Below are 25,244 nucleotides of genomic sequence, written 5' to 3' on the forward strand. Positions count from 1 at the left end.
ACGCCGGGGCTTGCGAAGCGCGCTTGCGCTACGAGACGCAGACATACCGGCATACCTCGTGACCGGCGCGCACGCCCGGATGCTCGCGCGTAGCCTGCCAAAGCGGCGAGGCGTCGACATTGCCGTCGTGCCCGTGATGGCCGCGTGCCGCGGCGCGCCGGTGCGCTTGCGCATCGGTCCAGCGCGCGAAGTTCAAAACGTGGGCCTCGTCGCGCGTCGCGAAGAAATTGGCCGAGATCAAGCCGTCGGGCGGCTCGGCGTCGCCGTTCAACGCGAGCGTGACTTTATCGATCCAACTGGCTTGGATGACGGCGCTCGGTTTTTCGAGCGACTGGCGCACGACCACGAGGCATTCCCCCGGGCCGCTGCGCCCGGAGCTCCAGCCGCCGGCCGGCACGGCGACGTCCACCCATTGAGCGACGGCCTGGGCGGCGAGCGGTTCGATGGCGCGGGCGATCGCATCGACGACGGTGCGCTCGGCCGCGTCGAAACGACTCACGCGCCAGGCCGCGACGAACAGCAGCGCGTGGGCGTCGGTGTCGCGGTAGACATCGGCCAAGGTACCCGTCGGGACGGCGCGGGCATGTTCGATCAACGAGGGCATCGCGCGCTCGAGCGCGTCGAGCGAAGCGAAGAGTACGCGGCCTGCGGCGAGCAGGCGAATATCCGGGTCAATGGGGTTGAAGCGGTTCGACAAGGGCGACATGAGCTTTTTCCTCCTCCGTTGCATCTACGTTACCGCGTCTTGGCGATGCCTGCCGCATCGATCGCTCCGATTCGTTGACGGCCCCTCATTTGACAACCCCGTAACGCTCGCGTAAATTTCGCGCACGCGTCGGGAGAGCGCGCTCGCGGTAGGGTTTGTCGCCCGCCGGGACGCCGCCGAAGGGGCACACCCACAAACTCTCAGGCAAAAGGACCGGCCGCGTCGAAAGCCCTGTTCGCACAGGTGTTTTCGCACTCTGGAGAGTGGCGGTAGTTCAGTGCGGCGCACCGGCAACGACGGTTTCGCGCCCCTAAGCAAGCCGCCCACCGAAGGGGCGCGCGCACGCGCGGGAAACGATATCCGTCCCCGTCGGCGCAATCTCTCAGGTACCGAGGACAGAGGGGTCATGCATCGCATTCGCCGCAGGCATACGAGCCTCGCGCGCGTCGGCCGGCATGGCCCTTTTTTGTTTTCGCGATACCTATGCGCGCCGAGGCTCCCATGACCGAACTGAAACAGACTCCCCTGAACGCCGCTCACCGTGTGCAAAATGCCCGCATGGTCGATTTCGGCGGCTGGGACATGCCCGTCAATTACGGCTCGCAGATCGACGAACATCACGCGGTGCGCACCGACGCCGGCATGTTCGACGTCTCTCATATGTGCGCGGTCGATTTCGCAGGCCCGCGAGCGCGTGCCTTCTTCGAATACGCGATCGCCAACAACGTCGGCAAGCTGCAAACGCCGGGCCGTGCCCTCTATTCGTGCATGCTCAACGAGGCCGGCGGCGTCATCGACGATCTGATCGTCTACTTTTTCTCCGACGATTTCTTCCGGGTCGTCGTCAATGCCGGCACCGCCGACAAAGACATCGCCTGGTTCAACGCCTTGAATGCCGAACGCGGATTCGGCCTCACGATCACGCCGCGGCGCGATCTGGCGATCGTGGCCGTGCAAGGTCCGAACGCGCGCGCCAAGCTCTGGCAGGTGCTGCCTTCCGTGCGGGAAGCCACCGAGCCGCTCAAACCCTTCAATGCGGCGCGCGTGGACGCGGCGCCCTACGGCGAATTGACCATTGCGCGCACCGGCTACACGGGCGAGGACGGTTTCGAGATCATCGTTCCGGCCAGCCACGTCGTGGCGCTCTGGCAAGCGTTGCAAGCCGCGGGCGTGCGCCCATGCGGGCTCGGCGCGCGCGACACGCTGCGTTTGGAGGCGGGCATGAACTTGTACGGCCAGGACATGGACGAAAACGTCTCGCCGCTCGACGCGGGCCTGGCCTGGACGGTCGATTTGAGCGCGCCGCGCGAGTTCGTCGGCCGCGCGGCCCTGGAGAGGGACGGCTCGCGCCAAGCATTCGTCGGGCTGATCCTGCAAAAGGAGAACGGCAAGGCAGGCGGCGTGCTGCGCGCGCATCAAAAGGTGGTGACGCCGCTTGGCGAAGGCGAAATCACGAGCGGCACGTTCTCGCCCACGATGCAAGAATCGATCGCGTTCGCACGGGTGCCGCAGGGCGTGCGTCCGGGCGACGTCGTGCAAGTCCAAATCCGGGACAAAGCGTTACCCGCAAGCGTGGTAAAACTTCCGTTCGTGCGGAACGGCAAGGTACTCGCCGCCTGACGCCTCTAACGGCAACAGACGGGTAGCGGGCGGCCCGCGCGAAGCGAAAGGCTAATCGACCCCCATTGAACGCATCCACTTATATATTGACCAGGAGTCCCAAATGAGCAACGTTCCGGCCGATCTGAAATACACCGACGAGCACGAGTGGATCCGAACCGAAGCCGACGGCACCGTGACGGTCGGCATCACCGATCACGCTCAGTCGACGCTTGGCGACATCGTCTTCCTCGAATTGCCTGAAGTCGGCAAGGAAATCAAGGCCGGCGACGCCGTGGGCGTCGTCGAATCCGTCAAGGCCGCGTCGGACATCTACGCGCCCGTCTCGGGCGAGATCGTGGCCGTCAACGAGGCAGCCGTCGATGCCCCCGATGAAGTCAACGCCGACGCCTACGCTAGCTGGCTCTTCAAGGTGAAGCTTGCGGATCCCGCCTCGGTCGATGGCTTGCTCGACGCCGCCGCCTACGAAAAGCTCGTCGGCTGACCCTTCCTTTCGTTTCTGCCGCGCGGCGTATCGGTGTCGGAGCTTGACGCCGAACCGCCGCGCACCACAAGCCGCCCTACCATGAAACACGAACATCCGGATCGTCTGATGAACCGCTCCCCCCTCTCGCTTGCCGCGCTCGAAGTGCATGACGCCTTCGCCGAGCGGCACATCGGCCCGGATGGCGCCGACCAGCACAAGATGCTGGAGGTGCTCGGTTTCGAGTCGCGCGCCGCGCTGATAGACGCCGTGATCCCGCCCGCGATCCGCCGCACCGATCCGCTGCCGCTCGGGCCGTTCGCCGAGCCGCGCAGCGAGGCCGAGGCGCTCGCGCGCCTGCGCGAACTCGCGGACAAGAACGAGGTGTTCCGTTCGTATATCGGGCAGGGTTACTACAACACGCATACGCCGGCCGTGATTCTGCGCAACGTGCTCGAGAATCCGGCCTGGTATACGGCCTATACGCCGTATCAGCCCGAAATCTCGCAAGGCCGGCTCGAAGCGCTGCTGAACTTCCAGCAGATGATCGGCGACTTGACGGGGCTTGGCATCGCGAACGCGTCGCTGCTCGACGAAGCGACGGCGGCCGCCGAGGCGATGACGCTGCTGCAGCGCTCGAGCAAGTCCAAGTCGAACGTGTTCTACGTGGCCGACGACGTCCTGCCGCAAACGATCGAAGTGGTGCGCACGCGCGCCGAGCCGATCGGCATCGAGGTGCGTGTGGGCCCGGCCGATGCCGCGGCGAGCGCCGGCGCGTTCGGCGTGCTGCTGCAATACCCGGGCGCGGGCGGCGACGTGCGCGACTATCGCGCGCTAACCGAAGCCGTGCATGCGGCGGGCGGTCATGTGGTGGCCGCGGCCGACCTGCTCGCGCTCACGCTGCTCACGCCGCCGGGCGAGTGGGGCGCGGACGTTGCAGTCGGGACGTCGCAGCGTTTCGGCGTGCCCGTGGGCTTCGGCGGCCCGCACGCCGCCTATATGGCCGTGCGCGACGAGTTCAAGCGTCAGATGCCGGGGCGGCTCGTCGGCGTGACGGTCGATGCGCAGGGCAAGAGCGCGCTGCGCCTCGCGCTGCAAACGCGCGAGCAGCATATTCGCCGCGAAAAAGCGACTTCCAACGTCTGCACGGCGCAAGCGCTGCTCGCGATCATGGCGAGCATGTACGCGGTCTATCACGGCCCGCAAGGTTTGAAGACGATCGCCCAGCGCGTGCATCGCGTCGCGGCGCTGCTCGCTGCCGGCGTGAAGCAACTCGGTTATACGCTCGTCAACGAAACGTTCTTCGACACGCTGACGATCGAGACCGGCACGCGCACGGCGGCCGTGCACGATGCCGCCAAGCGCATGCGCATCAATCTGCGCCGCGTGAGCGATACGCGCGTCGGTGTCTCGATCGACGAAACGACGAAGCGCGCCGATCTCGCCGATCTGCTCGCGCTCTTCGCACACGCGGCCGGCGCGATCGACGTGCCGCACGTCGATGCGCTCGATACGGCGCTCACGCGCGCCGAAGAACAAGGACAAGGCGGGGCTTCGGCGCTGCCGGCGTCGCTCGCGCGCACGAGCGCGTATCTCACGCACCATGTCTTCAATCGCCACCATTCGGAAACGGAAATGCTGCGCTATCTGCGCAGCCTCGCCGACAAGGATCTCGCGCTCGATCGCTCGATGATTCCGCTCGGCTCGTGCACGATGAAGCTGAACGCGACTTCGGAAATGCTGCCCGTCACGTGGCCCGAGTTTTCGCAGATCCATCCGTTCGCGCCGGCCGAGCAGACGGCCGGCTATCGCGAGATGATCGACCAACTCGAGCAAATGCTCGTGGCGGCGACGGGCTATGCGGCGGTCTCGCTGCAACCGAACGCGGGCTCGCAAGGCGAGTACGCCGGTCTGCTGATCATCCACGCCTATCACGCGTCGCGCGGCGAAGGTCACCGCGACGTCTGCTTGATTCCGGCATCGGCGCACGGCACGAACCCGGCTTCGGCCCACATGGCGGGCATGAAGGTCGTCGTGGTCGCCTGCGACGATCAGGGCAACGTCGATATCGAAGACCTGAAGGCCAAAGCTGCCGAGCATGCGGCCAACTTGGCGGCGATCATGATCACGTATCCGTCCACGCACGGCGTGTTCGAGGGCAACGTGCGCGAAATCTGCGAGATCGTGCACGCGGCCGGCGGCCAGGTGTACGTGGACGGCGCGAACATGAACGCGATGGTCGGCTTGACGGCGCCGGGGCAGTTCGGCGGCGACGTCTCGCATCTGAACCTGCACAAGACGTTCTGCATTCCGCACGGCGGCGGCGGTCCCGGCGTGGGCCCGGTCGCGGTCGGCCCGCATCTGGCGCAATTCCTGCCGAACCAAACGTCCACCGGCTATCGCCGCGCCGATAGCGGCATCGGTGCCGTGTCGGCGGCCCCGTACGGCTCGGCTTCGATTTTGCCGATCTCGTGGATGTATATCGCCATGATGGGCGCCAAGAATCTGACGGCGGCCACGGAAGTCGCGATTTTGAACGCGAACTACGTGGCCAAGCGCTTGGCGCCGCACTATCCGGTGCTCTACACGGGCCCGGGCGGCTTGGTCGCGCACGAGTGCATTCTCGATCTGCGTCCGATCAAGGATGCGAGCGGGATCACCGTCGACGACGTCGCCAAGCGCCTGGCCGATTACGGCTTCCACGCACCGACGATGAGCTTCCCGGTGCCGGGCACGTTGATGGTCGAGCCGACCGAATCGGAGTCGAAGGAAGAACTCGATCGCTTCATCGAGGCGATGATCGCGATTCGCGAGGAAATCCGCGCCGTCGAAGAGGGCCGCGCCGATCGCGAGGACAATCCGCTCAAGCACGCGCCGCATACGGCGGCGGTCGTCACGGCGAACGAATGGCCGCATGCGTACTCGCGCGAAAGCGCCGCGTACCCGCTGCCCTCGCTCTTCGCGCGCAAGTATTGGCCGCCCGTCGGCCGCGCGGACAACGCTTATGGCGACCGAAACTTGTTCTGCTCCTGCGTACCCGTCGCCGATTACGCCTGACGGCGCAGCCGTGAGCCCGACGGCGCCTGCCGCCGGCTCGGCGGCGAACGATCGATGCCCCCGCCGCGCGTTCGCGTGCGTGGGGGCGCCTCGTTCGACGCGAATCCCGGTACCATCTCATCCCGCGATCAAGCCAACGAAGGAGCGACCGATGGGGCGAAAGGTGCCGGCAGCAATGGCCTGTCTGCCGAATGTGCAACGCACGGCAACGCGTACGCGCGGCAGCGAACGGACGGCGCCGCGGCGCATGCGGGTCTGGGCGGGCACCGGGCCGCGGCTGGGCGGCGCGTCGCTGGCGGCCTGGCTGATCGCGTGTGCGGGCGTGCTCGCTCCGCTGAGCGCGGCGCGCGCGGCAATGAACTTTTGCGCGGCGCCTGCCATGCAGACGAGCGAGCGCACGAGCGCGGCGCCGCCGGTGCAAGCGCTCATGAAGAGCGTGGCCGCGCGGCTCGGCGATCAGCCTAGGCCGCTCGCGCGCCTGCATACGGAAGGCACGCTGCCGCACGAGGGAATCTACGACCAGAGCGTCGAAGCCGAGCAGGATCTCGAACTGATGCGCGACGCGGCGCTCATTTGGCGTGCGACCGGGGACGAGCGATACCTGCGCCTCGTCGATCGTTTCTTGCTCGCTTGGTCTACCACTTACCAGCCGAGTTTCAATCCGATCGACGAGACGCATTTCGATTCGATGATCTTGGCCTACGACTTGACCGCGAGCGCGTTGCCCGTGAAGACGCGCAACGCGACGGCCGCGTTCATCGCCACGCTCGCGAATGGTTACGTCGAGCGCGTGGATGCGCAGCCGCGGCCCTTGAGCGGGACCTACCGCAACAATTGGGAGAGTCATCGCGTCAAGCTCATCGCGATGGCGGCGTTCACGCTCGACGATCGCAAGCTCATCAACGCGGCCCAGCGCTTGTTTATCGAGCAGGTCGGCGCGAATATCGCGCCCGACGGCGCCACCGTCGATTTCGCCGAGCGCGATGCGCTGCATTACGTGGCCTACGACTTGGAGCCGCTCGTGGAGGCGGCGCTGGCGGCGCGGCGTCACAACCGCAATTGGCTGACGCTGCGCGCGCAAAACGGTGCGACGCTGGCGCAAGCGCTCGATTGGCTCGTCCCGTACGCGCTCGGCGCGAAAACGCACGAGGAGTTCGTCCATTCGAGCGTGCCGTTCGATGCAAAGCGGCGCGAGGCGGGTTTGCCTGGCTACTCGGGTGCGTGGGATCCGAAGAATTCGGCGCACTTGTTTCACCTTGCCGCCCGGCTCTCGGGCCGCTACGCGAACGTGGCGCAGCGTCTCGCCGCGACGCCGTCCGCTTGGCTGCTCGTCTGTCTGCCGTTGCCGGCAAGGTAGAGTGGTATCGGCGCCCCATGCCGCGATCCGGATGGCGGCGCCTTGAACGACGCGGCCGCTCGAACTCGGGCTAGGCGCGCCAACTTATCAACCCGAGGCTCGTATCCGGCCTCGATCAGCTTGCGGAGCAACAATGGCAGTCAGCGTTTTCGATCTCTTCAAAATCGGCATCGGCCCGTCGAGCTCGCACACGGTCGGGCCGATGCGTGCCGCGCTGCTGTTCGTGCAAGGGCTCGAACGCGACGGCTTGCTGGCGCAAACGGCCTCGGTCAAGGTCGAACTCTACGGTTCGCTCGGTGCGACGGGCAAGGGACACGGTACCGATCGCGGCGTGATGCTGGGGCTCATGGGCGATGCGCCCGATACCGTCGATCCGTCCACGATCGCGGCGCGGCTCGACGCCGTTCAGAAATTGCGCCGCCTTGCGCTCGGCGGCACGCATGAAATCGGCTTCGTGCCCAAGGAGCAGATCGCCTTCTACCGGCAGGCGCTGCCCGAGCATCCGAACGGCATGAAGCTGCGCTCGCTCGATGCGGGCGGTGCGGTGCTGCGCGAGTCCACCTATCTGTCGGTCGGCGGCGGCTTCGTCGTCACGGCCGGCGCGCCCAACACGAAGGTGCTGCAAGCGGCCGATCAACGCGCGCATCCGTTCAGCACCGGTAACGAATTGCTTGCGCTGTGCGCATCGACGGGCAAGTCGATTGCACAACTGATGTGGGACAACGAGCGCGTGTGGCACACGGAAGACGAGACGCGCACAGGTCTGCTGAAAATCTGGGACGTGATGCAATCGTGCGTGGCGCGCGGCTGCGGCATCGGCAACCCCGATGCCGACGGCACGCTGCCCGGTCCGTTCCAAGTCAAACGCCGCGCGCCGCAGCTTTACCGCGCCTTGTCTGGCAACCCCGAGCAGGCGCTGCGCGATCCGCTGTCGATGGTCGATTGGATCAATCTCTATGCGATCGCGGTCAACGAGGAAAATGCGGCGGGCGGGCGCGTCGTCACGGCGCCGACGAACGGCGCGGCCGGTATCGTCCCGGCCGTGCTGCACTACTACACGCGCTTCGTTCCCGGCGCGAACGAGCAGGGCGTCATCGACTTTTTGATGACGGCGGCGGCGATCGGCATTCTCTATAAGCTCAATGCGTCGATCTCCGGGGCCGAGGTGGGGTGCCAGGGCGAAGTCGGCGTGGCCTGCTCGATGGCGGCCGGCGCGTTGGCCGCGGTGATGGGGGGCACGCCCAAGCAAGTCGAGAACGCGGCCGAGATCGGCATGGAGCACAACCTAGGGCTTACCTGCGATCCGGTCGGCGGGATGGTGCAGATTCCATGCATCGAGCGCAATGCGATGGCGGCCGTGAAAGCCGTCAACGCCGCGCGCATGGCGCTGCGCGGCGACGGCAGCCATTACGTGTCGCTCGATTCGGTCATCAAGACGATGCGCGAGACCGGGGCCGACATGAAGACGAAATACAAGGAGACGTCGCGCGGCGGGCTGGCGGTCAATATCGTCGAGTGCTGAACTGCCCGTGGCGCGGCTCGCGCATTGGGTATGCGTGGCTCGGGCGTAGACTATTGGCGCCGTCTTTCGCGATTCGCTTGTCAGTCGTTCCCATCGAACAACGAACCATAGCCAGTCAGGAGGTTGCCGCAGATGTCGAATGCCGCCGATACCGCCCACGTGACCGGAGCGCGTCTGCTCGTCGATGCGCTGATCACGCACGGCGTCGACCGTGTTTTCAGCGTACCGGGCGAAAGCTTTCTTGCCGTACTCGATGCGCTCCACGACGAAACCGAGCGGATTCGCACGATCGTCTGCCGTCATGAGGCGGGGGCGGCCAATATGGCCGAGGCAACCGGCAAACTGACGGGCCGGCCCGGCGTGGCGATCGTGACGCGCGGACCGGGGGCGACGCATGCGTCGATCGGCGTGCATACGGCGTTTCAAGATTCGACGCCGATGATCCTGCTCATCGGTCAATGCGCGCGCGATCATCTCGATCGCGAGGCGTTTCAAGAAATCGACTATCGGCGCATGTTCGGCCAGATGGCGAAATGGGTCGCGCAAATCGACGATGCGCGCCGCATTCCCGAATACCTGAGTCACGCGTTCCACACCGCTTGCGCGGGACGTCCCGGGCCGGTCGTGCTGGCGCTGCCCGAGGATATGCTGACCGATGCCGTTGCGTCCGCGCCGGTCGCGCCGCGTTTTCATCGCGTGGCGGCATCGCCGTCGGCCGCGCAGATCGACGAAGTGCGCGCGCTGCTCGAACGGGCCGAGCGGCCGATGGTAATCGCGGGCGGCAGCGGCTGGAGCGAGCAGGCGTGCGCGGACTTGCGCCGATTCGTCGAGGCCTGGCAATTGCCGATCGGTTGCGCGTTCCGTTATCAAGACACGATCGATAACGATCATCCGAACTACGCGGGCGACGTGGGCTTAGGCGTCAACCCCGCGCTTGCGCGGCGTATTCGCGAGGCGGATCTGCTGCTCGTCGTTGGGCCGCGCTTGGGGGAGGCGACCACGGGCGGCTATACGCTGCTCGACATTCCGAAGACGCGGCAAACGCTCGTGCACGTGCATCAAGGGGCAGAGGAATTGGGCCGCGTGTACGCGGCCGACTTGCCGATCGTCTCGGGCATGCCCGAGATCGCGGCCGCGCTGGCCGCACTCGTGCCGCGCGCGGCGCCCGTCTGGGCCGGCGCGGCGCACGAGGCGCATCGCGCGTACCTCGAATGGCGCGCGCCGCGGCCGATGCTTGGCGACGTTCAACTCGGCGAAATCATGGCCCAACTGCGCGAGCGGCTGCCGGCAGACAGCATCGTCACGAACGGCGCGGGCAACTACGCCATTTGGCTTCATCGGCATTTCGCTTACCGGCAGTGGCGCACGCAACTCGCGCCGACGAGCGGCGCCATGGGCTACGGCGTGCCGGCCGCGATTGCCGCCAAGGCGATGTACCCCGAGCGCACGGTCGTCGCCTTGGCCGGGGACGGCTGTTTCATGATGGCGTCGCAAGAACTTGCCACGGCGATGCAATACGGCCTGAACGTCGTCTTCATCGTGGTCAACAACGCCCACTTCGGCACGATCCGCATGCATCAGGAGCGGCACTACCCGGGACGCACGCACGGCACCGGGCTCACGAACCCGGACTTCGCCGCGTTCGCCCGCTCGTTCGGTGCGCATGGGGAAACCGTCGAGCGCACGGCCGAGTTCCTGCCGGCGTTCGAGCGGTGCGTCGCGAGCGGCGTGCCCGCGCTGATCGAGATTCGTGTGCCCAAGGAAGTCAGCACGCCCGCGGCCACGCTCGACGACATCCGCGAACAAGGCCGCCGGGCACGCGGTTCCACGATGAAATGAGCCTGCGATCGGCGATGCGATCAATGTCCCCGGTAAAGGGCGCGCTGGTTCTCGGATAGATCGAACGAATTCGATGGTGGCCGTGGGGACGCGGGCATCCGCATCGTCGGAGCGATCAAGAAGCGCGGCAGCGTGAATACGATGACCGGTGCGTGCGCGAGCGCGAAGCGTTGCGGACGTCGCCGATGGCTGGCGGCGCCGTGCCGGACCGCGTGGCCGGGCGCATGTCGCACGCTTGCGCTCGGCGTTTCGAGCGACGCGGATCGATGCGCGTTCGGGCGAAGCGCTTCGGGTTGCGTCGCCGGCGACGGCGCGTCCGACGGCTGCGCACTGCTCGAAGGCTGCGGGGCGGGGCGCTCGACTGGCCCGCTGAAGCTTTTGTCGGCCGGGACATCGGCCGGTCGCGATCCATCACCTTCGCCGCTCGTCGCAGTGCTTGTCGCGGTCGCCGGCGCCGCCGCGTCGTTCTTGGGCGCTTCGTCGGGCGCAGCCGTCACATTTGTCGTTGCGGACGTACTAGCAGGCGCGAGGATGGGTGCCGTCTGCGGCGCGGGCACGCCGGGTGTGGTTGCCTCGGCCGGACGCGTGAGCGACGGTCTCGTCGCGGGCGTCGCCGATGCGAGCGGCGCGAGCGCCGTCGCGGCTCGCGGGGCGCTTGCCATCGGACGAGGGTGGGCCAGCCGGGCCGCTCTTGCCATGCGATGCTCGCGTTGCAACCGGGCTGCGCCGGCGCCATCGTCCGCATTCGCCATCTGTTGCGTCAGCAGCGGGACTAACTGAGCCGATAGCGGCGGCCCCATCGTCGCGGCCGCCGTCGGCACCGTCTCGTTCGCTCGATGCATTCGATGCGCCCAAAGGGCTCGATCGGCTGCATCGTCACCGGATCGCTCATTGAGGGCCGCATAAGCCGCGAACACGACGACCACGACCGCGAGCAACAGGCTTGCCCCAAAGCTCAATCCCCAACGTCGCGCGCCGTTCGGATCGGCGGCCGTCCAATATTTAGGCAGCGCCTCGCCGAACGCTCGCGGGCGAATGCGGCGGGTCTCGCCGGCGGGCGTGGCGCGTGGCGCCACCGGTGTCGGTCGCGGCCGCGCGCAGTGCGCGCAGATCGAAGATCCGGCCGACATGAACTCGCCGCAGAACGGACATCGCGTGCGTGGCGGGGGGCGGGAAGTCGCTGGAGGACGCATGATCGTCAATGAGCGGCCCGCCGCCCGCTGCGCGATCGGGCGGACGCGCCTATGCTGGCGACTATGTGGCGTTGCGCGCACCCCGGCAATCGGTGGCGACGCACGGACGTGCGCTGGCCAACATACGATCGCCCCGCGACCGTTCTTCATGTCAGTGATCGACAGCCACTTGCCACGAGAAGACGAGCATGAGCAACCGGCGCGCGCATCCATGGCTGACCGGCCTCGCGATGGCGCTTGCCCTCGCGGCGTGGGCGCAGCGCTCGGCGCCTTCAGCGGCGGAAACACGCTTGCCGCCGTGCGCGCCGGCGCTTTCGGTGACCGATGTCCAGCCCCGGTTTCGTTTCGAACGCGATTGCGGTATCGACCTGCATCGGCTCGAACGCGTCGCGGCCGAGGCCACGCGCACCGCGCATCGCGCGCGTCTACCGGGAAGCCAGCGCGTCGCCTTCGCCAAAGCGGCCAACTCGATGTTCGAGGCGATGCCCGAGCAGACCTTCGAGACCGTTGCCTCGATCACGCTTGCGTTCGTCGCGCAAAGCGCCCAGACGGACGAGGCCGATTTCGTCGCGCTCGCGCATGCGTGGACCGAGCGATATGCGTTGCTGCGCTGGCGAGAGCGCGTGTTGCGAACCGACGATCCGCTCGAGCCGCGCGTGGACGCGGCGATTGCCGCGCTGGACTTCGACACTGCCGCCAAACTCGTTGCGGCCGAACTCGCCGAACCGGGCGCCCCTGACGATCTGATTGCCGCGCGCAGCTTCGACGCGGGGATCGTCGAGTGGTTGCGGCTATCACCGAAGCGCGCGCTGGTTTTCGTTCGCGTGGCCCACGTATTACGGCCCGAAGACCTCGCCGTGACCGAACTCTACGGCGATCTATTGTTCGAGGCGCGGCTATTCGAGCAGGCGCAGCCCGTCTACGAATCGTTGGCGCTGCGCTATCAAGTGCTCGCGCACGGCAAGCCCGAACGCTGGCGGCCGCGTTTTGCGGCGGCGTTGGCTAAGCTCGGCCGTTTATACGCGGCGTTGTCGTTGCCGTCCGATGCCGAAATGGCCGACCTGCGCGCGCTCGGGATCTATTGGGGGCTGGCACGCGAGCAGCCGGGCCGCTTCGGGCCGACCGTCGCCGATTTGCTCGGCTCGCTCGGCGCCTTATATCGCGACGCGGACCAGCCGAGCGATGCGATCGACGCATACCGCGAGGCGCTAAAGCTCGAGCGTGCGCTCGTGCGGCACGATGAGCGAGGCTACACCGCGGACTTGGCGACGACGCTGAACGACCTGGGTGTGCTGTACGCGAGCGCGCACCGGGTCGACGAAGCGCGTGGCGCGTACGTGGAAGCGCTCGAAATCCAACGCTCGCTCGTCAGGCAGAACGCGCTGGCGTACGAATCGGCGCTTGCCCGCACGTTGAACAATGCAGGCAATCTATACAGCGACGCCGGAGAGCTCGCGCAAGCGGAGCAGGCCTATGACGAGGCGCTCGCGATACGCCGCAAGCTCGCGCGCGAGAGCCCGGCACGCGCCGCGCCCGATGTCGCGCGTACGCTGACGAATCTCGGCGTGCTCTACCGGCGGCAGGGCCGGCCGTCTCAGGCCGAGCATGCATACCGCGAGGCACTGCGCACGTTGGCGTCGTTCGAAGTTGGCGCGCCGGTCGCCGTCGGCGCCGAGCGTGCCCGCACGCTGAACAATCTTGGCGTGTTGCTGAGCAAAACGGGCCGTCTCCAAGAGGCGGAGGGCGTCTTTCGGCGCGCGGCTGCGCTCTATGAGACCCTGACGAAAAAGCAGCCCGCGCTTTATCGCAGCGATTACGTTCGCGTGCTAGGCAATCTCGCGAAACTGTACGACCAGACGGGGCGTAAGCGAGAGGCCAAAGCGATATCAAAGGCGATGGAGAAGTTGCAGCGCGATGCCCCTACATCGTCGTAATGCATGGCGGGGTGGCCTTAGCGCGGCTCTTTATCGCGTGGGGGCACGTTGGAGCACGAGAACGACGTCGGCTAGAACGGTCATAAGGATGACGATCGGCATGACGGACGAATGCCGGTCAGTATCGCACCGCAGCCGCCCATTGCACGATCGAGCCGGGGCGAGTAGGCTGTCGAACTGTCGATGTCCGCGCCGCGGCGTCGACGTGAACCGGCCGCCGCCCTCGATATCCGGCGAGCCGCCTTCCCTCCACCGATTCGACATCGATGACGAACGACATGCGTCCGCGCGGCCTTGTACACCGCACCACCGGCTTGAACGCCGGTGCTGAGCGCACGCCTGTCTCGACCGTCCGCCCGCTTGTGCACGCCGGCTCGCCTCCCCCGCCGAGGCAAGTCGTCGCCGGCATCGCCGCGCCCCCAGTGGCGCGCGCCTAATCGCCGGCTTTCCGGTTAGCCCGCCCATTCGCGCTTAGCTCCGCGTTCGTTCGAACGCCGCGCTTGCTCGTGGACGGGGCCCATGCACACTTGCACAGGTGACGTTCAAATGAATTCCATTCGAGCCGCTATAACGGCTTACGGTACGACTTCGCTTTTCGTTTTGCTCTGGAGTAGCGGGGCGATCTTTGCCGAACTCGGCATCCGCCACGCCCCGGCCTTCGCCTTCTTGCTGATGCGTTTCGCGCTCGCGTGCGCCGCGCTCGGCGTTGTAGGCCTCTGGCGCGGACGTTGGCTGCCCGCGCCCGGGACGCGTTGGCGCGTTGCGCTGACTGGCACGCTGCTGACCGGCGGCTACTCGATCTGCTATCTGCTCGCGTTGGCTCGCGGGCTCACGCCGGGTTTGCTCGCCACGATCCTCGGCGCGCAGCCGATCCTGACGATGCTGGCCACCGAACGGCGCTACTCGCCGCGCAGGCTCGCGGGGCTGGCGACCGCGCTGCTCGGCCTGGCGCTCGTCGTCCATCCGGGCGGGAATGCGGTGACGGCCTCGGCGGCAGGCGCCGCGCTCGGACTCGCGTCGCTCGGCTGCATCACCGCGGGTGCGATCTTGCAAAAGCGGATCGCACAAGCGCCGATCGACGTGCTGCCGTTGCAAAACGCCGTCGGCTTGGTCATGTGCGCGGCGCTCGCGCCTTCGATGCCGCTCGCGTTCGAGCCCGATGCGACGCTGATCGTCTCGCTGCTGTGGCTGGGGCTCGTGATCTCCGTCGCCGCGCAATTGCTGTTTTATCGCTTGGTCCAACGCGGCGATCTCGTGAATGTGACGAGCTTGTTCTATTTGGTGCCGATCGTGACGGCGCTGATGGATTACGCCTTCCTCGGCAACCGCTTGCAGGCGGGAGAAATCATCGGCATGGCGGCGATCTTGGGCGGCCTCGCACTCGTGCTCAGCGTCGATCGTAAGCCGAAGGCGTCGCTCGGCACCTAGGCGCTCGGAACTCAGGCTCGGCGGGGCGGCTACAATTGCGCACCGCCGCGTCCCTTACCGATTCGATTCATGCCCAACGCTGCTCGCGCCGATCTGCTCGGCCCTCTGCTCAAAAGTGTGTCGCGCTCGTTCTATTTGACGTTGAACGTCTTGCCGGGTCCGATGCGCGACCCCGTCGGCCTCGCCTATCTGCTGGCGCGCGCCGCCGACACGATCGCCGACACCTCGCTCATCGAACCCGCGCGCCGGTTGTCGCTATTGTTGGCGTTGCGTGCCGCGGTGGGCGGGGACCGTAGCGACGAGACGCGAGCCGCGATTCGCAGCATGGCCGGTGAAGTGGCAGGGCAGCAGGCGCTGCCCGACGAGAAACGTCTGCTCGAATCGCTCGACGCGGCGCTCGCGGTGCTCGACGAACTCCAGGCGGCCGACCGCGGCGCCGTGCGCGACATCGTGGCCACGCTCACGACCGGCATGGAGTTCGATTTGCGTACGTTTCCGTCCGAGGACGCCGGGACGATCGTCGCACTGCGCGATATGGCCGAACTCGACCGCTATACCTACCTCGTCGCCGGCTGCGTGGGAGAGTTTTGGACCAAAATGACCTGTGCGCATCTGCCCGAGACGTTCGCCGAACCCGTCGATACGGTGATCGCGCGCGGCGTGCGCTTCGGCAAGGCGCTGCAACTGACGAATATCCTGCGGGACTGCTCGAAGGACCTGCGGATCGGCCGCTGCTATTTGCCCGCGCCGATCCTTGTGAAGCACGGGCTTACAACGGCCTCGCTGATGGCGCCCGATGGTTCGACGCAAGCGCGCCCCGTGCTTGTCGAACTGATGGCGACGGCGCTGGCGCACTATCGCGCCGCGGCCGACTACACGTTTTCGATTCCCCGCCTGTCGGTGCGTTTGCGTCTGGCCTGCGTGTGGCCGATCTTGATCGGCCTGAAGACGCTGCGTTTGCTGGCCGCCAACGAAGCGTGGCTCGATCCCTCGAAAATCTCGAAGGTGAGCCGCAACGACGTCTACCGGCTCGTCGCCGGCTCGACCGCCTTCGTGTGCTTCGACAGCGTATTGCGCGGCTGGATGGAGCGGATGATGGGCGAGATCGAAGCCAAGCTCGGCACGAGCGTTGTTGCGTAATTTCGCGAGCAATGCGTAGTTCGCGGCGCATTGCCCCGAAGCATGGAATAATCGATGCATCCGCGCGACTGGCGCCATGAGATGGAGGACACCATCGGGGAGCGCGGGACCAAGGTGGGTGCGAGTTGCTCGCTTGCGCCTTGGTCGATGAATCTGCCGCGCGCCTGGGCATGCAAGGCCTTCCACCCATCCATCGTCGATCGAGGAGAAGCAATGCCCGCGTCCAGTTCTCTACTCGCTTTCGGTCTCGTCGCGCTCGGTATCGCGCTGACGCCTGGCCCCAACATGATCTATCTCGTCTCGCGCTCGCTTTGCCAAGGGCGAGCCGCGGGGATGATTTCACTCGGGGGCGTGGCGCTCGGCTTCGTCTTTTATATGGTCAGCACCGCGTGCGGGATTACGGCGCTGCTGATGGCCGTGCCCTTCGCGTACGACGCGTTGCGGCTCGGCGGCGCGCTCTATCTCGTCTACCTCGCCTGGCAGGCGGTAAAGCCGGGCGGCCGTTCGCCGTTCGAGGTACGCAGCCTGCCGGCCGACAGCCCGCGCAAGCTGTTCGTCATGGGCTTCGTGACCAACCTGCTCAATCCGAAGATCGCCGTCCTGTACTTGTCCCTGCTGCCGCAATTCATCGACCCGAGCCGCGGTAGCGTGCTGGCGCAGTCGCTGACGCTCGGCAGTTTGCAGATCGCGGCGAGCCTCGCCGTCAACACGATGGTGGCGATGATGGCCGGTTCGATTGCGGCGTTCCTGGCCGGGCGGCCCACCTGGGTGATGGTGCAGCGCTGGCTGATGGGGACGGTCCTGGCCGGCCTTGCGGTGCGGATGGCAACTCAGGCGCGCCGCTAAGCGGGCGCAAACGCGGCTGGCGCTCGACACGCCCCGAAAAAGAAAAACGCGGCGCGCCTTCCGGCGGTGCCGCGTTTTTTTCGGATGCACCCGCTTGCCTTGCTTGCTTCAATAGCCGATTGCGCGGGCGGCGCCGTCCAGTTCCTGATTGATGACGCGCTGCTCGTCGGCTGAAATGCCGCCGCCGTGCTGTCCGGCCATATCGCCGATTTCCTGGCGAATGACATCGAGCCGATGATGCAGCGCGGCGCCCGTGGGCGGCGGATAGTAGCCTTGGTCCACGCGTTGATCGATACGGCGGCTGAGCGTGTCGATTCGCTCGTCCACTTCCGCGCGCCGGGCGAGTTCGGCTTCGTGCGGGTTGGGGCGGACCACGGGCGGCGGCGGGGGCGGTGGGGGATGCCGGCGCGGCGGAGGCGGCGTCACGACGCACGCCGCCAGCGTGGAAACGAGCGCGCAATAAACGAGTGCGCGAATCGAGCGTTGCATCCCATTCTCCTTGTGGTTATGCATGGGTCTTACTTAGTGTGTGGGTGGATCCTTGCGGCCACGCGATAACAAACGTCCGGCGCGCCGGCCCCGATGACAGGCTCGCCCGAAAACTTCAGCCGGCTGCTCACGCCGGCACGCGCGCGAACGGCAGCCGCTTGCCTTCGCGCGCGCTTTCGTTCGCGAGTTCGATGATCGTCATGACGTCGATCGCGTCTTGCGGCGAGACCGGGAACGGCTCGCCGCTCGTCGCCGCGTGTGACACGGCGCGGTAGAACTCCACGTAGGCCCCGTCGCGCGTCGGCACGGCACGCTCGACTTCGCGTTCGCCCTCCAGAGCACGCAGCGTGCCCGCCGCATTGCCGCCGCCGAATCCGGCTTGGCCGGGCCGCAGCCCCGCCTTGAGCTGATCTTCCTGTGTATCGAGCCCCGTTTTTACATAGCTACCGCGCGTACCGTGCACGATGAAGCGCGGCGGCTCGATCGCCACCAGCGCGCTCGCGTGCAGGATCACTTCCTTGTCCGGATAGCCGAGCAATAGATGAACGTAGTCGGGCGCGCTTGCGCGATCGCGGTGCTGCTTGACGGTGGCGTAGACCGACTCCGGCGCGCCGAAGAGCGCGAGCGCTTGGTCGATCAAGTGCGGGCCCAGATCGAACAGCAGGCCGCCGCCGCGCGACGCTTGTTCGCGCCAACGCTGGCGCACCTCCGGCCGAAAGCGATCGAAATGCGATTCGAAATGGACGACACGCCCGAGCGCGCCGCCTTCGATCAATTCGCGCAGCGTCATGAAGTCGCCGTCCCAACGCCGATTGTGAAACGGGGCGAAGAGCACGCCGTGCTCGCGCGCAAGTCGGGCGAGGGTGCGGGCTTGCTCGGACGTCAGCGTGACCGGCTTGTCGACGACGACATGCTTGCCCGCCGCCAGCACCTTGGCCGCGAGTTCGTAATGGGTGTCGTTCGGCGTGGCGATGACGATGCAATCGACCTGGCTCGAGCCGATCAACCCATCGATATCGGCGACGATTTCCGCATCGGGATAATCGGCAAGCGCACGTTCGCGCTGGCTCGTGGCGATGGCGGTGATGCGGACGTAGGGCGTGTCGGGTGCCTCGACGGGGGCCCCGCAATGATCGATGACGGGCGCGTGAAACGTTGCGCCCGCGTATCCGTAGCCCATCAAACCGATTTTCAACGTACAAGCCATGCGTGCTTTCCTCCGCGTGACGACAAGGGGACGCTCCGGCGAGCCCGCGCTTGTTCGCTGCCTATTCAAGGGCAACGACAAGAGGCGGCTCGGCCGTGCGACGGCGAGAGAGTCGAGCATTGTGGCATGCATCGCGATGGGGAGGAACCGATCCCACTTGGTCTGACCTGCCGATCGGCTCATTCGTGTTAACATCGCGCACTCGCCTTTACGGCTTTGCGTGCCGCATTCGCCACAGCATGGATGCGCGCCCCGCCAACCTCGTTACACCCATCCACAAACGATGTCCGCAGGATTGAATCCCGCTCAGGCCGAAGCGGTGCGCTATCTCGACGGCCCGTGCCTCGTGCTTGCCGGCGCCGGCAGCGGCAAGACGCGCGTGATCACCCAGAAGATCGCCCACTTGATCGAGAACAAGGGCTTCGAGCCGCGCCACATCGCGGCCGTCACGTTCACGAACAAGGCCGCCGCGGAAATGCGCGAGCGCGTGGGCAAGCTGCTCGAAGGCAAGACGCTCACCGCGCCCGGCAAAGAGGGCCGGAAGGTGCCCGTCAATCAGTTGACGGTCTGTACCTTCCACTCGCTGGGCGTGCAGATCTTGCGCCAGGAAGCCGAGCATTTGGGACTCAAGCCCCAGTTCTCGATCATGGATTCCGACGACTGCTTCGGGATGATCCAAGAGCAGGTCGGTTCGACGGATAAGGGCTTCATCCGCAAGATCCAGACGATCATCTCGCTGTGGAAGAACGGCATGATCGATCCGGCGACGGCCGCGACCATTGCCGCGAACGAGGACGAGCATCAGGCTGCCATCGTCTACCGGAATTACGTCGCGACGCTGCACGCGTATCAGGCCGTCGATTTCGACGACCTGATCCGGCTGCCCACCGAGCTTTTCCGGCAGAACGAGGCCGTGCGCGACCGTTGGCAGAACAAGCTGCGCTACTTGCTGATCGACGAATACCAGGACACTAATGCGTGCCAGTACGAATTGGTGAAACTGCTGGCGGGCCCCCGGGCCGCATTCACGGCGGTGGGGGACGACGACCAGGCGATTTACGGCTGGCGCGGCGCCACGCTCGAGAATCTCGCGCAGCTCGGCAAGGACTTCCCGAAACTGCACTTGATCAAGCTCGAGCAGAACTACCGTTCGACGGTGCGGATTCTGACGGCGGCCAATAATGTGATCGCCAACAACCCCAAGCTGTTCGAGAAGAAGCTCTGGTCCGAACACGGCATGGGCGACACGATTACGGTGACGGGATGCAACGACGAGGAGCACGAAGCCGAATCGGTCGTGTTCCGGCTTTCGGCGCACAAGTTCGAGCGGCGGACGCAGTTTCGCGACTACGCGATTCTGTATCGCGGTAATTTCCAGGCGCGAATCTTCGAACAGGTGTTGCGGCGCGAGCGTATTCCGTACGTGATTTCGGGCGGACAGTCGTTCTTCGACAAAGCCGAAATCAAGGATATCTGCGCCTATTTGCGCTTGATCGCGAACCCCGACGACGATCCCGCTTTCATTCGCGCGATCACCACGCCGCGGCGCGGGATCGGCAACACGACGCTCGAAGCGCTGGGTTCGTTCGCGGGGCAGGCGAAAGTGTCGCTGTTCGAGGCCGTCTACATGGGCGGGATCGAAGCGCGCTTGTCGGCACGGCAGGTCGAGCCGTTGCGCGTGTTCTGCGACTTCATGCAACGTATTGCCGACCGCGCGACGAAAGATCCGGCCACGACGCTGCTCGACGACCTAATGGATGCGATCCATTACGAGGCGTATCTGTACGATACGTTCGACGAGCGCCAGGCGCAGTCGCGTTGGCAAAACGTCCTCGAATTCCTCGAATGGCTCAAGCGTAAAGGCACGAAGCCCGAGCCGGACGAAGCCGAAGACGGCGAGGCGAGCGGTTTTGACAACGCCGATGGTCTGGCCGACACGGGCAAGAACCTGCTTGGGCTGATCCAGACGGTGGCGCTCATGTCGATGCTCGAGGGCAAGGAAGAAGACCCCGACGCCGTGCGGTTATCGACCGTGCATGCGTCGAAGGGGCTCGAGTATCCGCACGTGTTTCTCGTGGGCGTGGAAGAGGGGATCATGCCGCACCGCGGCGGCGCGGACGACGAACCGATCGACGACGCGCGGATCGAGGAAGAGCGGCGCTTGATGTACGTCGCGATTACGCGCGCGCAGCGCAGCTTGCATCTGAATTGGTGTAAGAAGCGCAAGCGAGCGCGTGAGACCGTGGTGTGCGAGCCCTCGCGGTTCATTCCCGAAATGGGACTCGACGAGGCGCCGCCGCCGACGCCCGAGGAGGCGCCGATGACGCCGAAAGACCGATTGGCGAGTTTGAAGGCGTTGTTGCAGAAGCCTTGATGCGCCGACCGATGGTCAAGAAGGCAAAAGGCCCCGATGCAGTGGATGCTCGGGGCCTTCGTTTTTGCTTTTGCGTTCGAAGCGCCTTCGCGCCGATCTGGACTATTTGGCTGCGCTGACCATGTAATCGACAGCGGCTTTCACGTCGTCGTCGGACGCGTTCGAGCCGCCTTTGGCCGGCATATTGCCCTTGCCGTGTAGCGCGTAGTTATAGACGACGTCCATCGGTTCTTTCAGGCGGGGCGCCCAATCGTCCTTGTTGCCGAATTTCGGGGCGCCCATCACGCCGGCCGCGTGGCAGGCCTGACACACTTGGGCGTAGAGCGCCTTGCCGGCTTGGGCCTTGTCGGCGCCGCCCGAGGCGGAAGCGGGGGCGGGCGCGCTCGGCAGGGCGGCGATGGCGGCGGCCGCTTGATCGTTGACCGTGCCGGTGCTGGCCACCGGGCTTTGCGCGGCCGACGCGCTCGATGCCGATTCGGCCGACTGCGTGGCAGTGGCGCCGGCGGCCGGTGCGGCCGGCTCGGGGAAGCTGGCGCCGGAATGATCGGCCATGTAGACGACTGCGCGCGCGATCTCGTAATCGCTGTAGTCGTCGGGGCTCGTGCCGCCGCGCGGGGGCATGCCGTTTTTGCCGTGCAGGGCCGATTGCAGCAGCGCCGCATAGCCTTGCGCGATGCGAGGCGCCCAGTCGGCGTTGTCGCCGAACTTCGGTGCGCCGGCCGCGCCGGGCGTGTGGCAGGTGGTGCAGACGGCTTTGAAGACTTCCTCGCCGGTTTTATAGACGTGCGGCGCGTTCGGATTGCGTACGTCGACTTGGGCGAGCGGGGCGATGCGCTTGGCGACGGTGGCGTCGGCTAGACCGTCCGTTCCGGCGCCCGAGCGTTCGGATTGATTGACGTAGTACGCGAGCAGCCAGATGACGATGATCGGAATGGCGAACGCCGCGATGACGGCGGCGATCAACTGGCCGGGCGTTTTGATCGGGGCTCCGTGTGGTGCTTCGCTCATGCTTGTCTCGTCTCCCGGGAATATTGTTGGTGAGCGGTAACAGCGCGACGGCAACAGCAACAGCTAAAACCTGAAACGGCTAAGTCGGCATCGACTTAATTAATTCGATCAAACACGGGTCGATTATAGACGCAAGGTTTTGGCGAGGGCGAGCGCGGTGGAGGGCGGCGGGGGCCGCGTTTACCCGGGTTGGCGGGTTTGGAGGATAAGGGGCCAGGTGGACGCGGTAGGCGAAACCAGGTATGCTCTCGGTCTCGCTCGGCACCGCGCTCCCAAGCCGCGACGCCGCACGCGCTGAAGCGCCCGTAGCTCAATGGATAGAGTACTGCCCTCCGAAGGCAGGGGTTGCTGGTTCGATCCCAGCCGGGCGCGCCAAAAAAATATTAGAAATCAGTCAGTTAAGCCTGTGCCGTTTTCGCGGGGCAAGTTCGTACGGAAATCATACGGAAATTACGCCAACGCAGTTTCCATGCTTCGAGCGCGCTCGGTTAGGCCCTTCGCTTTTTCCCATGTTCTCTAAGGCCGCTTCGCCCCAGCTTGCCGATGTTTTCTCGGCTGTAAACTGCCGACGCCGATGTTACGTGGCTAAGGATCTCTGAGCCTTGGCACAGCACGCGTCTCGACTGCACAAGCAGGGTGCATCCGACTCATACGTCTATCTCATCGCGAAGGGCCGCGAAATCGCAATCACGAAGGAAGTACGGGGCGAAGGGGCACGGGACATCGCCGAAGCGTTGGACAGTGCCGCCGCGCATAAGGTGGACCAGCTTTAATTTTCATCTTGAACGGCTTATCCACGGTTTTCGAAGCGGCCCCCTGTGCGGGCCGCGAGCGAGAAGACGGTGAGTAAGCCGTTCTCAAACGCACTCAATCAAAAAAAGTGTTGTTCCCAGTGGACATCCGCTCGCGGCGCTCTTTCACCTTCTTCTCAATTTGCTCACGAAGCTCTTTCTCCTGCTTCTCGAAATACTGTTTCCTGTCGAGATTTAGCTTCCACATGTTGCAAATGGCTACCGTGGCGGCGATGAGCATGGTCGCACCTGACCATGCCACCTTATCGCCGGCTAGTTGCTCGGCTAGTTGGTATGCTCCTTCGAAGGTGAATTGAAGCGTTTCTCGCTTCAGGTAGACGGAGTATCCGACGATGACTGCGCCAAAAGCGATCAGAATCAAGGCGAAAAAATTGCCTACGAAGTAGCAAATCTGCGCAGACACCAACCACACATTGGAGAGAAAGACCGGAATTGACACGAGTCGCTCAAGCAGGAAATTATCCACCACTTCAAGTCGTGCCGACACCTCGCTAGGAAGAAACCAGCAAATGATGTGTAAGGCAGTCCACAGAGGAATGAACCATTTGAGGGCCACCCAACACCATTCCAGATATACCATATCGCGTCCCTTTGTTTCGAGAGTTCCTGTGTATATCGGACGTTGGGCGCGTGAGCTTTAGCATCGTCCATCCATCCGGGTATGGGCTGAAACTCCTGCCATATTGAGCTGCCGCTGTTTTGCTTGGGCAAGCCGCAATTCCAGTCGTCGCTTGCGTTCCATCAATGCTATCAGTTTCCGTTCCGCATTGGCCTTATGTTCGGGGCTTCTCGCACAGTTCATCTTGATGATTGATGCAGTACAAGAATGGTCGAAATGTGCTTTGGCCATTTTTTATTTGTGTTTGCCCGTCGTGCTGGCGTTTCCTTCCCATTGTCCTGTTCGGGACTTCGATTTCCCCCTGATCTGCATGCCGCTCGTGCGGTATTCTGCAGTTGGCTGTGCGCTGACGCGATCCGAGCATGCCGGCCCCTGACCGGGGCCGTTCCGGTCGAAAAACACCAACTTTCATCTGGCAATCTTACGACAATAGTGTAATCTTGACCGCACATGTGCCTGAGGTGCGTAAAGATGGCCGAGCACGATCCATTGCGTTTTGCTACAGGTCTGAGTGCCAAGCTGGCAACGCGGTCTCGTCATGTGTGCACACTGTTTGGTGCAGGCACATCGAAGTCGTGCGGATTGCCGGACGTAGCTGAGTTGCAACGGCGAATTCTTGCCGCCCTCCCGGACGCTCAACGCACTGCATTGACCGGCCAACTTAATGGAAGGAATCTCGAAGAAGGCTTGAGTAGGCTGAGGCGCATCTCTGCGCTTTTGACTGGCGATCAGACCATCGATGGACTAACAGCTGCCAGTGCGACGGAGTTAGATCGGGCGATTTGTCGAGTAATCATTTCGGAAGTCGACATAAGCCGGGCCGACCTTACGGCGACGCGCCATTTCGCCGCGTGGCTTGCACGAGCAAACTATCACTTCCCCGTAGAAATATTCACGGTGAACTACGACCTGCTGTTCGAGACGGCCCTCGAGGAGTTGCAGGTAGCTTACTTTGACGGATTCATAGGAAACCTTCGGGCAAGATTTCAAACTGATCTAGTCGAGACTGCTCCGGGATCCGAGCAGGATTCGGTGCCTGCTTTCTTCACACGCCTTTGGAAGCTCCACGGGTCGGTGAATTGGGAGTGGGATGCCCGGCAAGTGGTTCGCGTCGGCCAAGCGGTGCGTGAAGAGGTCGCGGCGGCAATATATCCATCCGACACGAAATACGAAGAATCGCGGCGTGTTCCTTTTCTCGTGCTGCAGGACCGTATGCGCAGGGCGTTGCATCAGCCGGAAACCCTTGTGATTGTTGCCGGGTATTCATTCGGTGATGCACACCTCAATGAACTGCTATTCGATGCCGCGGTTCGCCGGGAACGAACGGAGATTGCAGTCTTCTGCTATTCGACTATTCCCGAGTTACTGACCGAGCGAGCGCTACTCACCCCGAATATTCAGGTTGTTGGGGATCGCGAAGCGATTGTCGGAGGTGTAAGGGCGGCCTGGGCGATGCCGGAAAATGACATAGGCGGGATATTTGAGGGTGGCCGTTTTCTGCTCGGTGATTTCCGTCGATTGGCGCAATTTTTGGCGAAAAGCGCCGCAAAGGAGCCCGAGGTTGACACCCGCCTGCGACAATTGCTTGATGTCGTAGTGCAGAACCTCCCGGCCAACGGAGGAGCGTAGG

The 25,244-nt window shown here is 64.8% G+C and carries 19 protein-coding genes, 1 tRNA gene and 3 riboswitches; of the genes, 14 read left to right on the forward strand and 6 right to left on the reverse strand.

Translation table 11 applies throughout. From position 1 onward, the window contains the following. Positions 1–28: 28 nt before the first annotated feature. Positions 29–706 (reverse strand): antibiotic biosynthesis monooxygenase, encoded by a 678-nt coding sequence (locus DXT59_RS05145; RefSeq protein ID WP_116135840.1) that lies wholly within the window; start codon positions 704–706, stop codon positions 29–31. A 121-nt stretch (positions 707–827) separates the two neighbouring features. Then, a riboswitch (glycine riboswitch) is annotated at positions 828–932 on the forward strand. A gap of 20 nt (positions 933–952) precedes the next feature. After that, positions 953–1,115: riboswitch (glycine riboswitch) on the forward strand. Between the two features lie 92 nt (positions 1,116–1,207). Between DXT59_RS05145 and gcvT the strand changes: the two genes are divergently transcribed. From gcvT to DXT59_RS05175, 6 genes are all read left to right on the forward strand, one after another. After that, a complete protein-coding gene (gene gcvT / locus DXT59_RS05150) occupies positions 1,208–2,326 on the forward strand; it encodes a glycine cleavage system aminomethyltransferase GcvT (protein ID WP_116135873.1) in 1,119 nt (372 codons plus the stop codon). Between the two features lie 103 nt (positions 2,327–2,429). Next, positions 2,430–2,810: a glycine cleavage system protein GcvH gene (gene gcvH, locus DXT59_RS05155; RefSeq protein WP_116135841.1), complete on the forward strand. Its 381-nt coding sequence runs from the start codon at positions 2,430–2,432 to the stop codon at positions 2,808–2,810. Between the two features lie 81 nt (positions 2,811–2,891). Further along, the gene (gene gcvP / locus DXT59_RS05160) at positions 2,892–5,846 is read left to right on the forward strand and encodes an aminomethyl-transferring glycine dehydrogenase (RefSeq protein WP_116135842.1); all 2,955 of its coding nucleotides are present in this window, start codon (positions 2,892–2,894) and stop codon (positions 5,844–5,846) included. A 247-nt stretch (positions 5,847–6,093) separates the two neighbouring features. Continuing rightward, positions 6,094–7,203, forward strand: coding sequence for an alginate lyase family protein (locus tag DXT59_RS05165; protein ID WP_116135874.1), 1,110 nt, complete (start codon positions 6,094–6,096; stop codon positions 7,201–7,203). Positions 7,204–7,336: 133 nt separating this feature from the next. Then, on the forward strand, positions 7,337–8,725 hold the full coding sequence (locus DXT59_RS05170; RefSeq protein WP_116135843.1) for an L-serine ammonia-lyase: 1,389 nt from the start codon (positions 7,337–7,339) through the stop codon (positions 8,723–8,725). Between the two features lie 132 nt (positions 8,726–8,857). Next, entirely contained in the window at positions 8,858–10,564 is a 1,707-nt protein-coding gene (locus DXT59_RS05175) for a thiamine pyrophosphate-binding protein (protein WP_116135844.1), read from the forward strand. A 20-nt stretch (positions 10,565–10,584) separates the two neighbouring features. On the opposite strand, the gene DXT59_RS05180 is transcribed toward DXT59_RS05175, so the two are convergent. Further along, entirely contained in the window at positions 10,585–11,694 is a 1,110-nt protein-coding gene (locus DXT59_RS05180; RefSeq protein WP_162877954.1) for a hypothetical protein, read from the reverse strand. A gap of 251 nt (positions 11,695–11,945) precedes the next feature. Here DXT59_RS05180 and DXT59_RS05185 point away from each other — a divergent pair, with 251 nt between their 5' ends. The 4 genes from DXT59_RS05185 (at position 11,946) to DXT59_RS05205 (ending at position 17,105) form a co-directional block, all read left to right on the forward strand. Further along, on the forward strand, positions 11,946–13,691 hold the full coding sequence (locus DXT59_RS05185; RefSeq protein ID WP_116135846.1) for a tetratricopeptide repeat protein: 1,746 nt from the start codon (positions 11,946–11,948) through the stop codon (positions 13,689–13,691). Between the two features lie 546 nt (positions 13,692–14,237). Next, entirely contained in the window at positions 14,238–15,119 is an 882-nt protein-coding gene (locus DXT59_RS05195) for a DMT family transporter (RefSeq protein ID WP_116135875.1), read from the forward strand. Positions 15,120–15,188: 69 nt separating this feature from the next. Next, positions 15,189–16,259 carry a phytoene/squalene synthase family protein gene (locus DXT59_RS05200; RefSeq protein WP_116135848.1) on the forward strand — a complete coding sequence of 357 codons (1,071 nt, stop codon included), beginning with the start codon at positions 15,189–15,191 and terminating at the stop codon, positions 16,257–16,259. A gap of 54 nt (positions 16,260–16,313) precedes the next feature. Then, positions 16,314–16,436: riboswitch (ZMP/ZTP riboswitch) on the forward strand. A 36-nt stretch (positions 16,437–16,472) separates the two neighbouring features. Beyond that, positions 16,473–17,105 carry a LysE family translocator gene (locus tag DXT59_RS05205; RefSeq protein ID WP_116135876.1) on the forward strand — a complete coding sequence of 211 codons (633 nt, stop codon included), beginning with the start codon at positions 16,473–16,475 and terminating at the stop codon, positions 17,103–17,105. A gap of 108 nt (positions 17,106–17,213) precedes the next feature. Here the strand turns inward: DXT59_RS05205 and DXT59_RS05210 are convergent, their stop codons facing one another. Both DXT59_RS05210 and DXT59_RS05215 read right to left on the reverse strand, forming a co-directional pair. Next, positions 17,214–17,594 (reverse strand): hypothetical protein, encoded by a 381-nt coding sequence (locus tag DXT59_RS05210; RefSeq protein ID WP_116135849.1) that lies wholly within the window; start codon positions 17,592–17,594, stop codon positions 17,214–17,216. 127 nt (positions 17,595–17,721) lie between these two features. Then, complete coding sequence (locus tag DXT59_RS05215) at positions 17,722–18,801, reverse strand: oxidoreductase (protein ID WP_116135850.1); 1,080 nt, start codon at positions 18,799–18,801, stop codon at positions 17,722–17,724. 283 nt (positions 18,802–19,084) lie between these two features. Here DXT59_RS05215 and DXT59_RS05220 point away from each other — a divergent pair, with 283 nt between their 5' ends. Further along, entirely contained in the window at positions 19,085–21,175 is a 2,091-nt protein-coding gene (locus tag DXT59_RS05220) for a UvrD-helicase domain-containing protein (protein ID WP_116135851.1), read from the forward strand. 102 nt (positions 21,176–21,277) lie between these two features. Here DXT59_RS05220 and DXT59_RS05225 read toward each other — a convergent pair whose 3' ends face one another. Continuing rightward, entirely contained in the window at positions 21,278–22,183 is a 906-nt protein-coding gene (locus tag DXT59_RS05225) for a c-type cytochrome (RefSeq protein ID WP_116135852.1), read from the reverse strand. A 299-nt stretch (positions 22,184–22,482) separates the two neighbouring features. Here DXT59_RS05225 and DXT59_RS05230 point away from each other — a divergent pair. After that, a tRNA-Arg gene (locus tag DXT59_RS05230) sits at positions 22,483–22,558 on the forward strand. A gap of 227 nt (positions 22,559–22,785) precedes the next feature. Beyond that, on the forward strand, positions 22,786–22,956 hold the full coding sequence (locus DXT59_RS30455) for a hypothetical protein (RefSeq protein ID WP_162877955.1): 171 nt from the start codon (positions 22,786–22,788) through the stop codon (positions 22,954–22,956). Positions 22,957–23,050: 94 nt separating this feature from the next. Here the strand turns inward: DXT59_RS30455 and DXT59_RS05235 are convergent, their stop codons facing one another. Beyond that, entirely contained in the window at positions 23,051–23,575 is a 525-nt protein-coding gene (locus tag DXT59_RS05235; protein WP_116135853.1) for a hypothetical protein, read from the reverse strand. 510 nt (positions 23,576–24,085) lie between these two features. Here DXT59_RS05235 and DXT59_RS05240 point away from each other — a divergent pair. Then, a complete protein-coding gene (locus DXT59_RS05240; protein WP_116135877.1) occupies positions 24,086–25,243 on the forward strand; it encodes an SIR2 family protein in 1,158 nt (385 codons plus the stop codon). Position 25,244 lies beyond the last annotated feature (1 nt).

This window comes from Trinickia diaoshuihuensis, assembly GCF_003390925.1.
Taxonomy (GTDB): Bacteria; Pseudomonadota; Gammaproteobacteria; order Burkholderiales; family Burkholderiaceae; genus Trinickia; species Trinickia diaoshuihuensis.

Coding starts and splice junctions, on each gene's coding strand:
- gcvP (WP_116135842.1), top strand. CDS start 2,892: ATGAAACACGAACATCCGGATCGTCTGATGAACCGCTCCCCCCTCTCG.
- DXT59_RS05240 (WP_116135877.1), top strand. CDS start 24,086: ATGGCCGAGCACGATCCATTGCGTTTTGCTACAGGTCTGAGTGCCAAG.
- DXT59_RS05165 (WP_116135874.1), top strand. CDS start 6,094: ATGCGGGTCTGGGCGGGCACCGGGCCGCGGCTGGGCGGCGCGTCGCTG.
- DXT59_RS05145 (WP_116135840.1), bottom strand. CDS start 706: ATGTCGCCCTTGTCGAACCGCTTCAACCCCATTGACCCGGATATTCGC.
- DXT59_RS05210 (WP_116135849.1), bottom strand. CDS start 17,594: ATGCAACGCTCGATTCGCGCACTCGTTTATTGCGCGCTCGTTTCCACG.
- DXT59_RS05220 (WP_116135851.1), top strand. CDS start 19,085: ATGTCCGCAGGATTGAATCCCGCTCAGGCCGAAGCGGTGCGCTATCTC.
- DXT59_RS05195 (WP_116135875.1), top strand. CDS start 14,238: ATGAATTCCATTCGAGCCGCTATAACGGCTTACGGTACGACTTCGCTT.
- DXT59_RS05205 (WP_116135876.1), top strand. CDS start 16,473: ATGCCCGCGTCCAGTTCTCTACTCGCTTTCGGTCTCGTCGCGCTCGGT.
- DXT59_RS05170 (WP_116135843.1), top strand. CDS start 7,337: ATGGCAGTCAGCGTTTTCGATCTCTTCAAAATCGGCATCGGCCCGTCG.
- gcvT (WP_116135873.1), top strand. CDS start 1,208: ATGACCGAACTGAAACAGACTCCCCTGAACGCCGCTCACCGTGTGCAA.
- DXT59_RS05185 (WP_116135846.1), top strand. CDS start 11,946: ATGAGCAACCGGCGCGCGCATCCATGGCTGACCGGCCTCGCGATGGCG.
- DXT59_RS05175 (WP_116135844.1), top strand. CDS start 8,858: ATGTCGAATGCCGCCGATACCGCCCACGTGACCGGAGCGCGTCTGCTC.
- DXT59_RS05225 (WP_116135852.1), bottom strand. CDS start 22,183: ATGAGCGAAGCACCACACGGAGCCCCGATCAAAACGCCCGGCCAGTTG.
- DXT59_RS05180 (WP_162877954.1), bottom strand. CDS start 11,694: ATGTCGGCCGGATCTTCGATCTGCGCGCACTGCGCGCGGCCGCGACCG.
- DXT59_RS05200 (WP_116135848.1), top strand. CDS start 15,189: ATGCCCAACGCTGCTCGCGCCGATCTGCTCGGCCCTCTGCTCAAAAGT.
- gcvH (WP_116135841.1), top strand. CDS start 2,430: ATGAGCAACGTTCCGGCCGATCTGAAATACACCGACGAGCACGAGTGG.
- DXT59_RS05215 (WP_116135850.1), bottom strand. CDS start 18,801: ATGGCTTGTACGTTGAAAATCGGTTTGATGGGCTACGGATACGCGGGC.
- DXT59_RS05235 (WP_116135853.1), bottom strand. CDS start 23,575: ATGGTATATCTGGAATGGTGTTGGGTGGCCCTCAAATGGTTCATTCCT.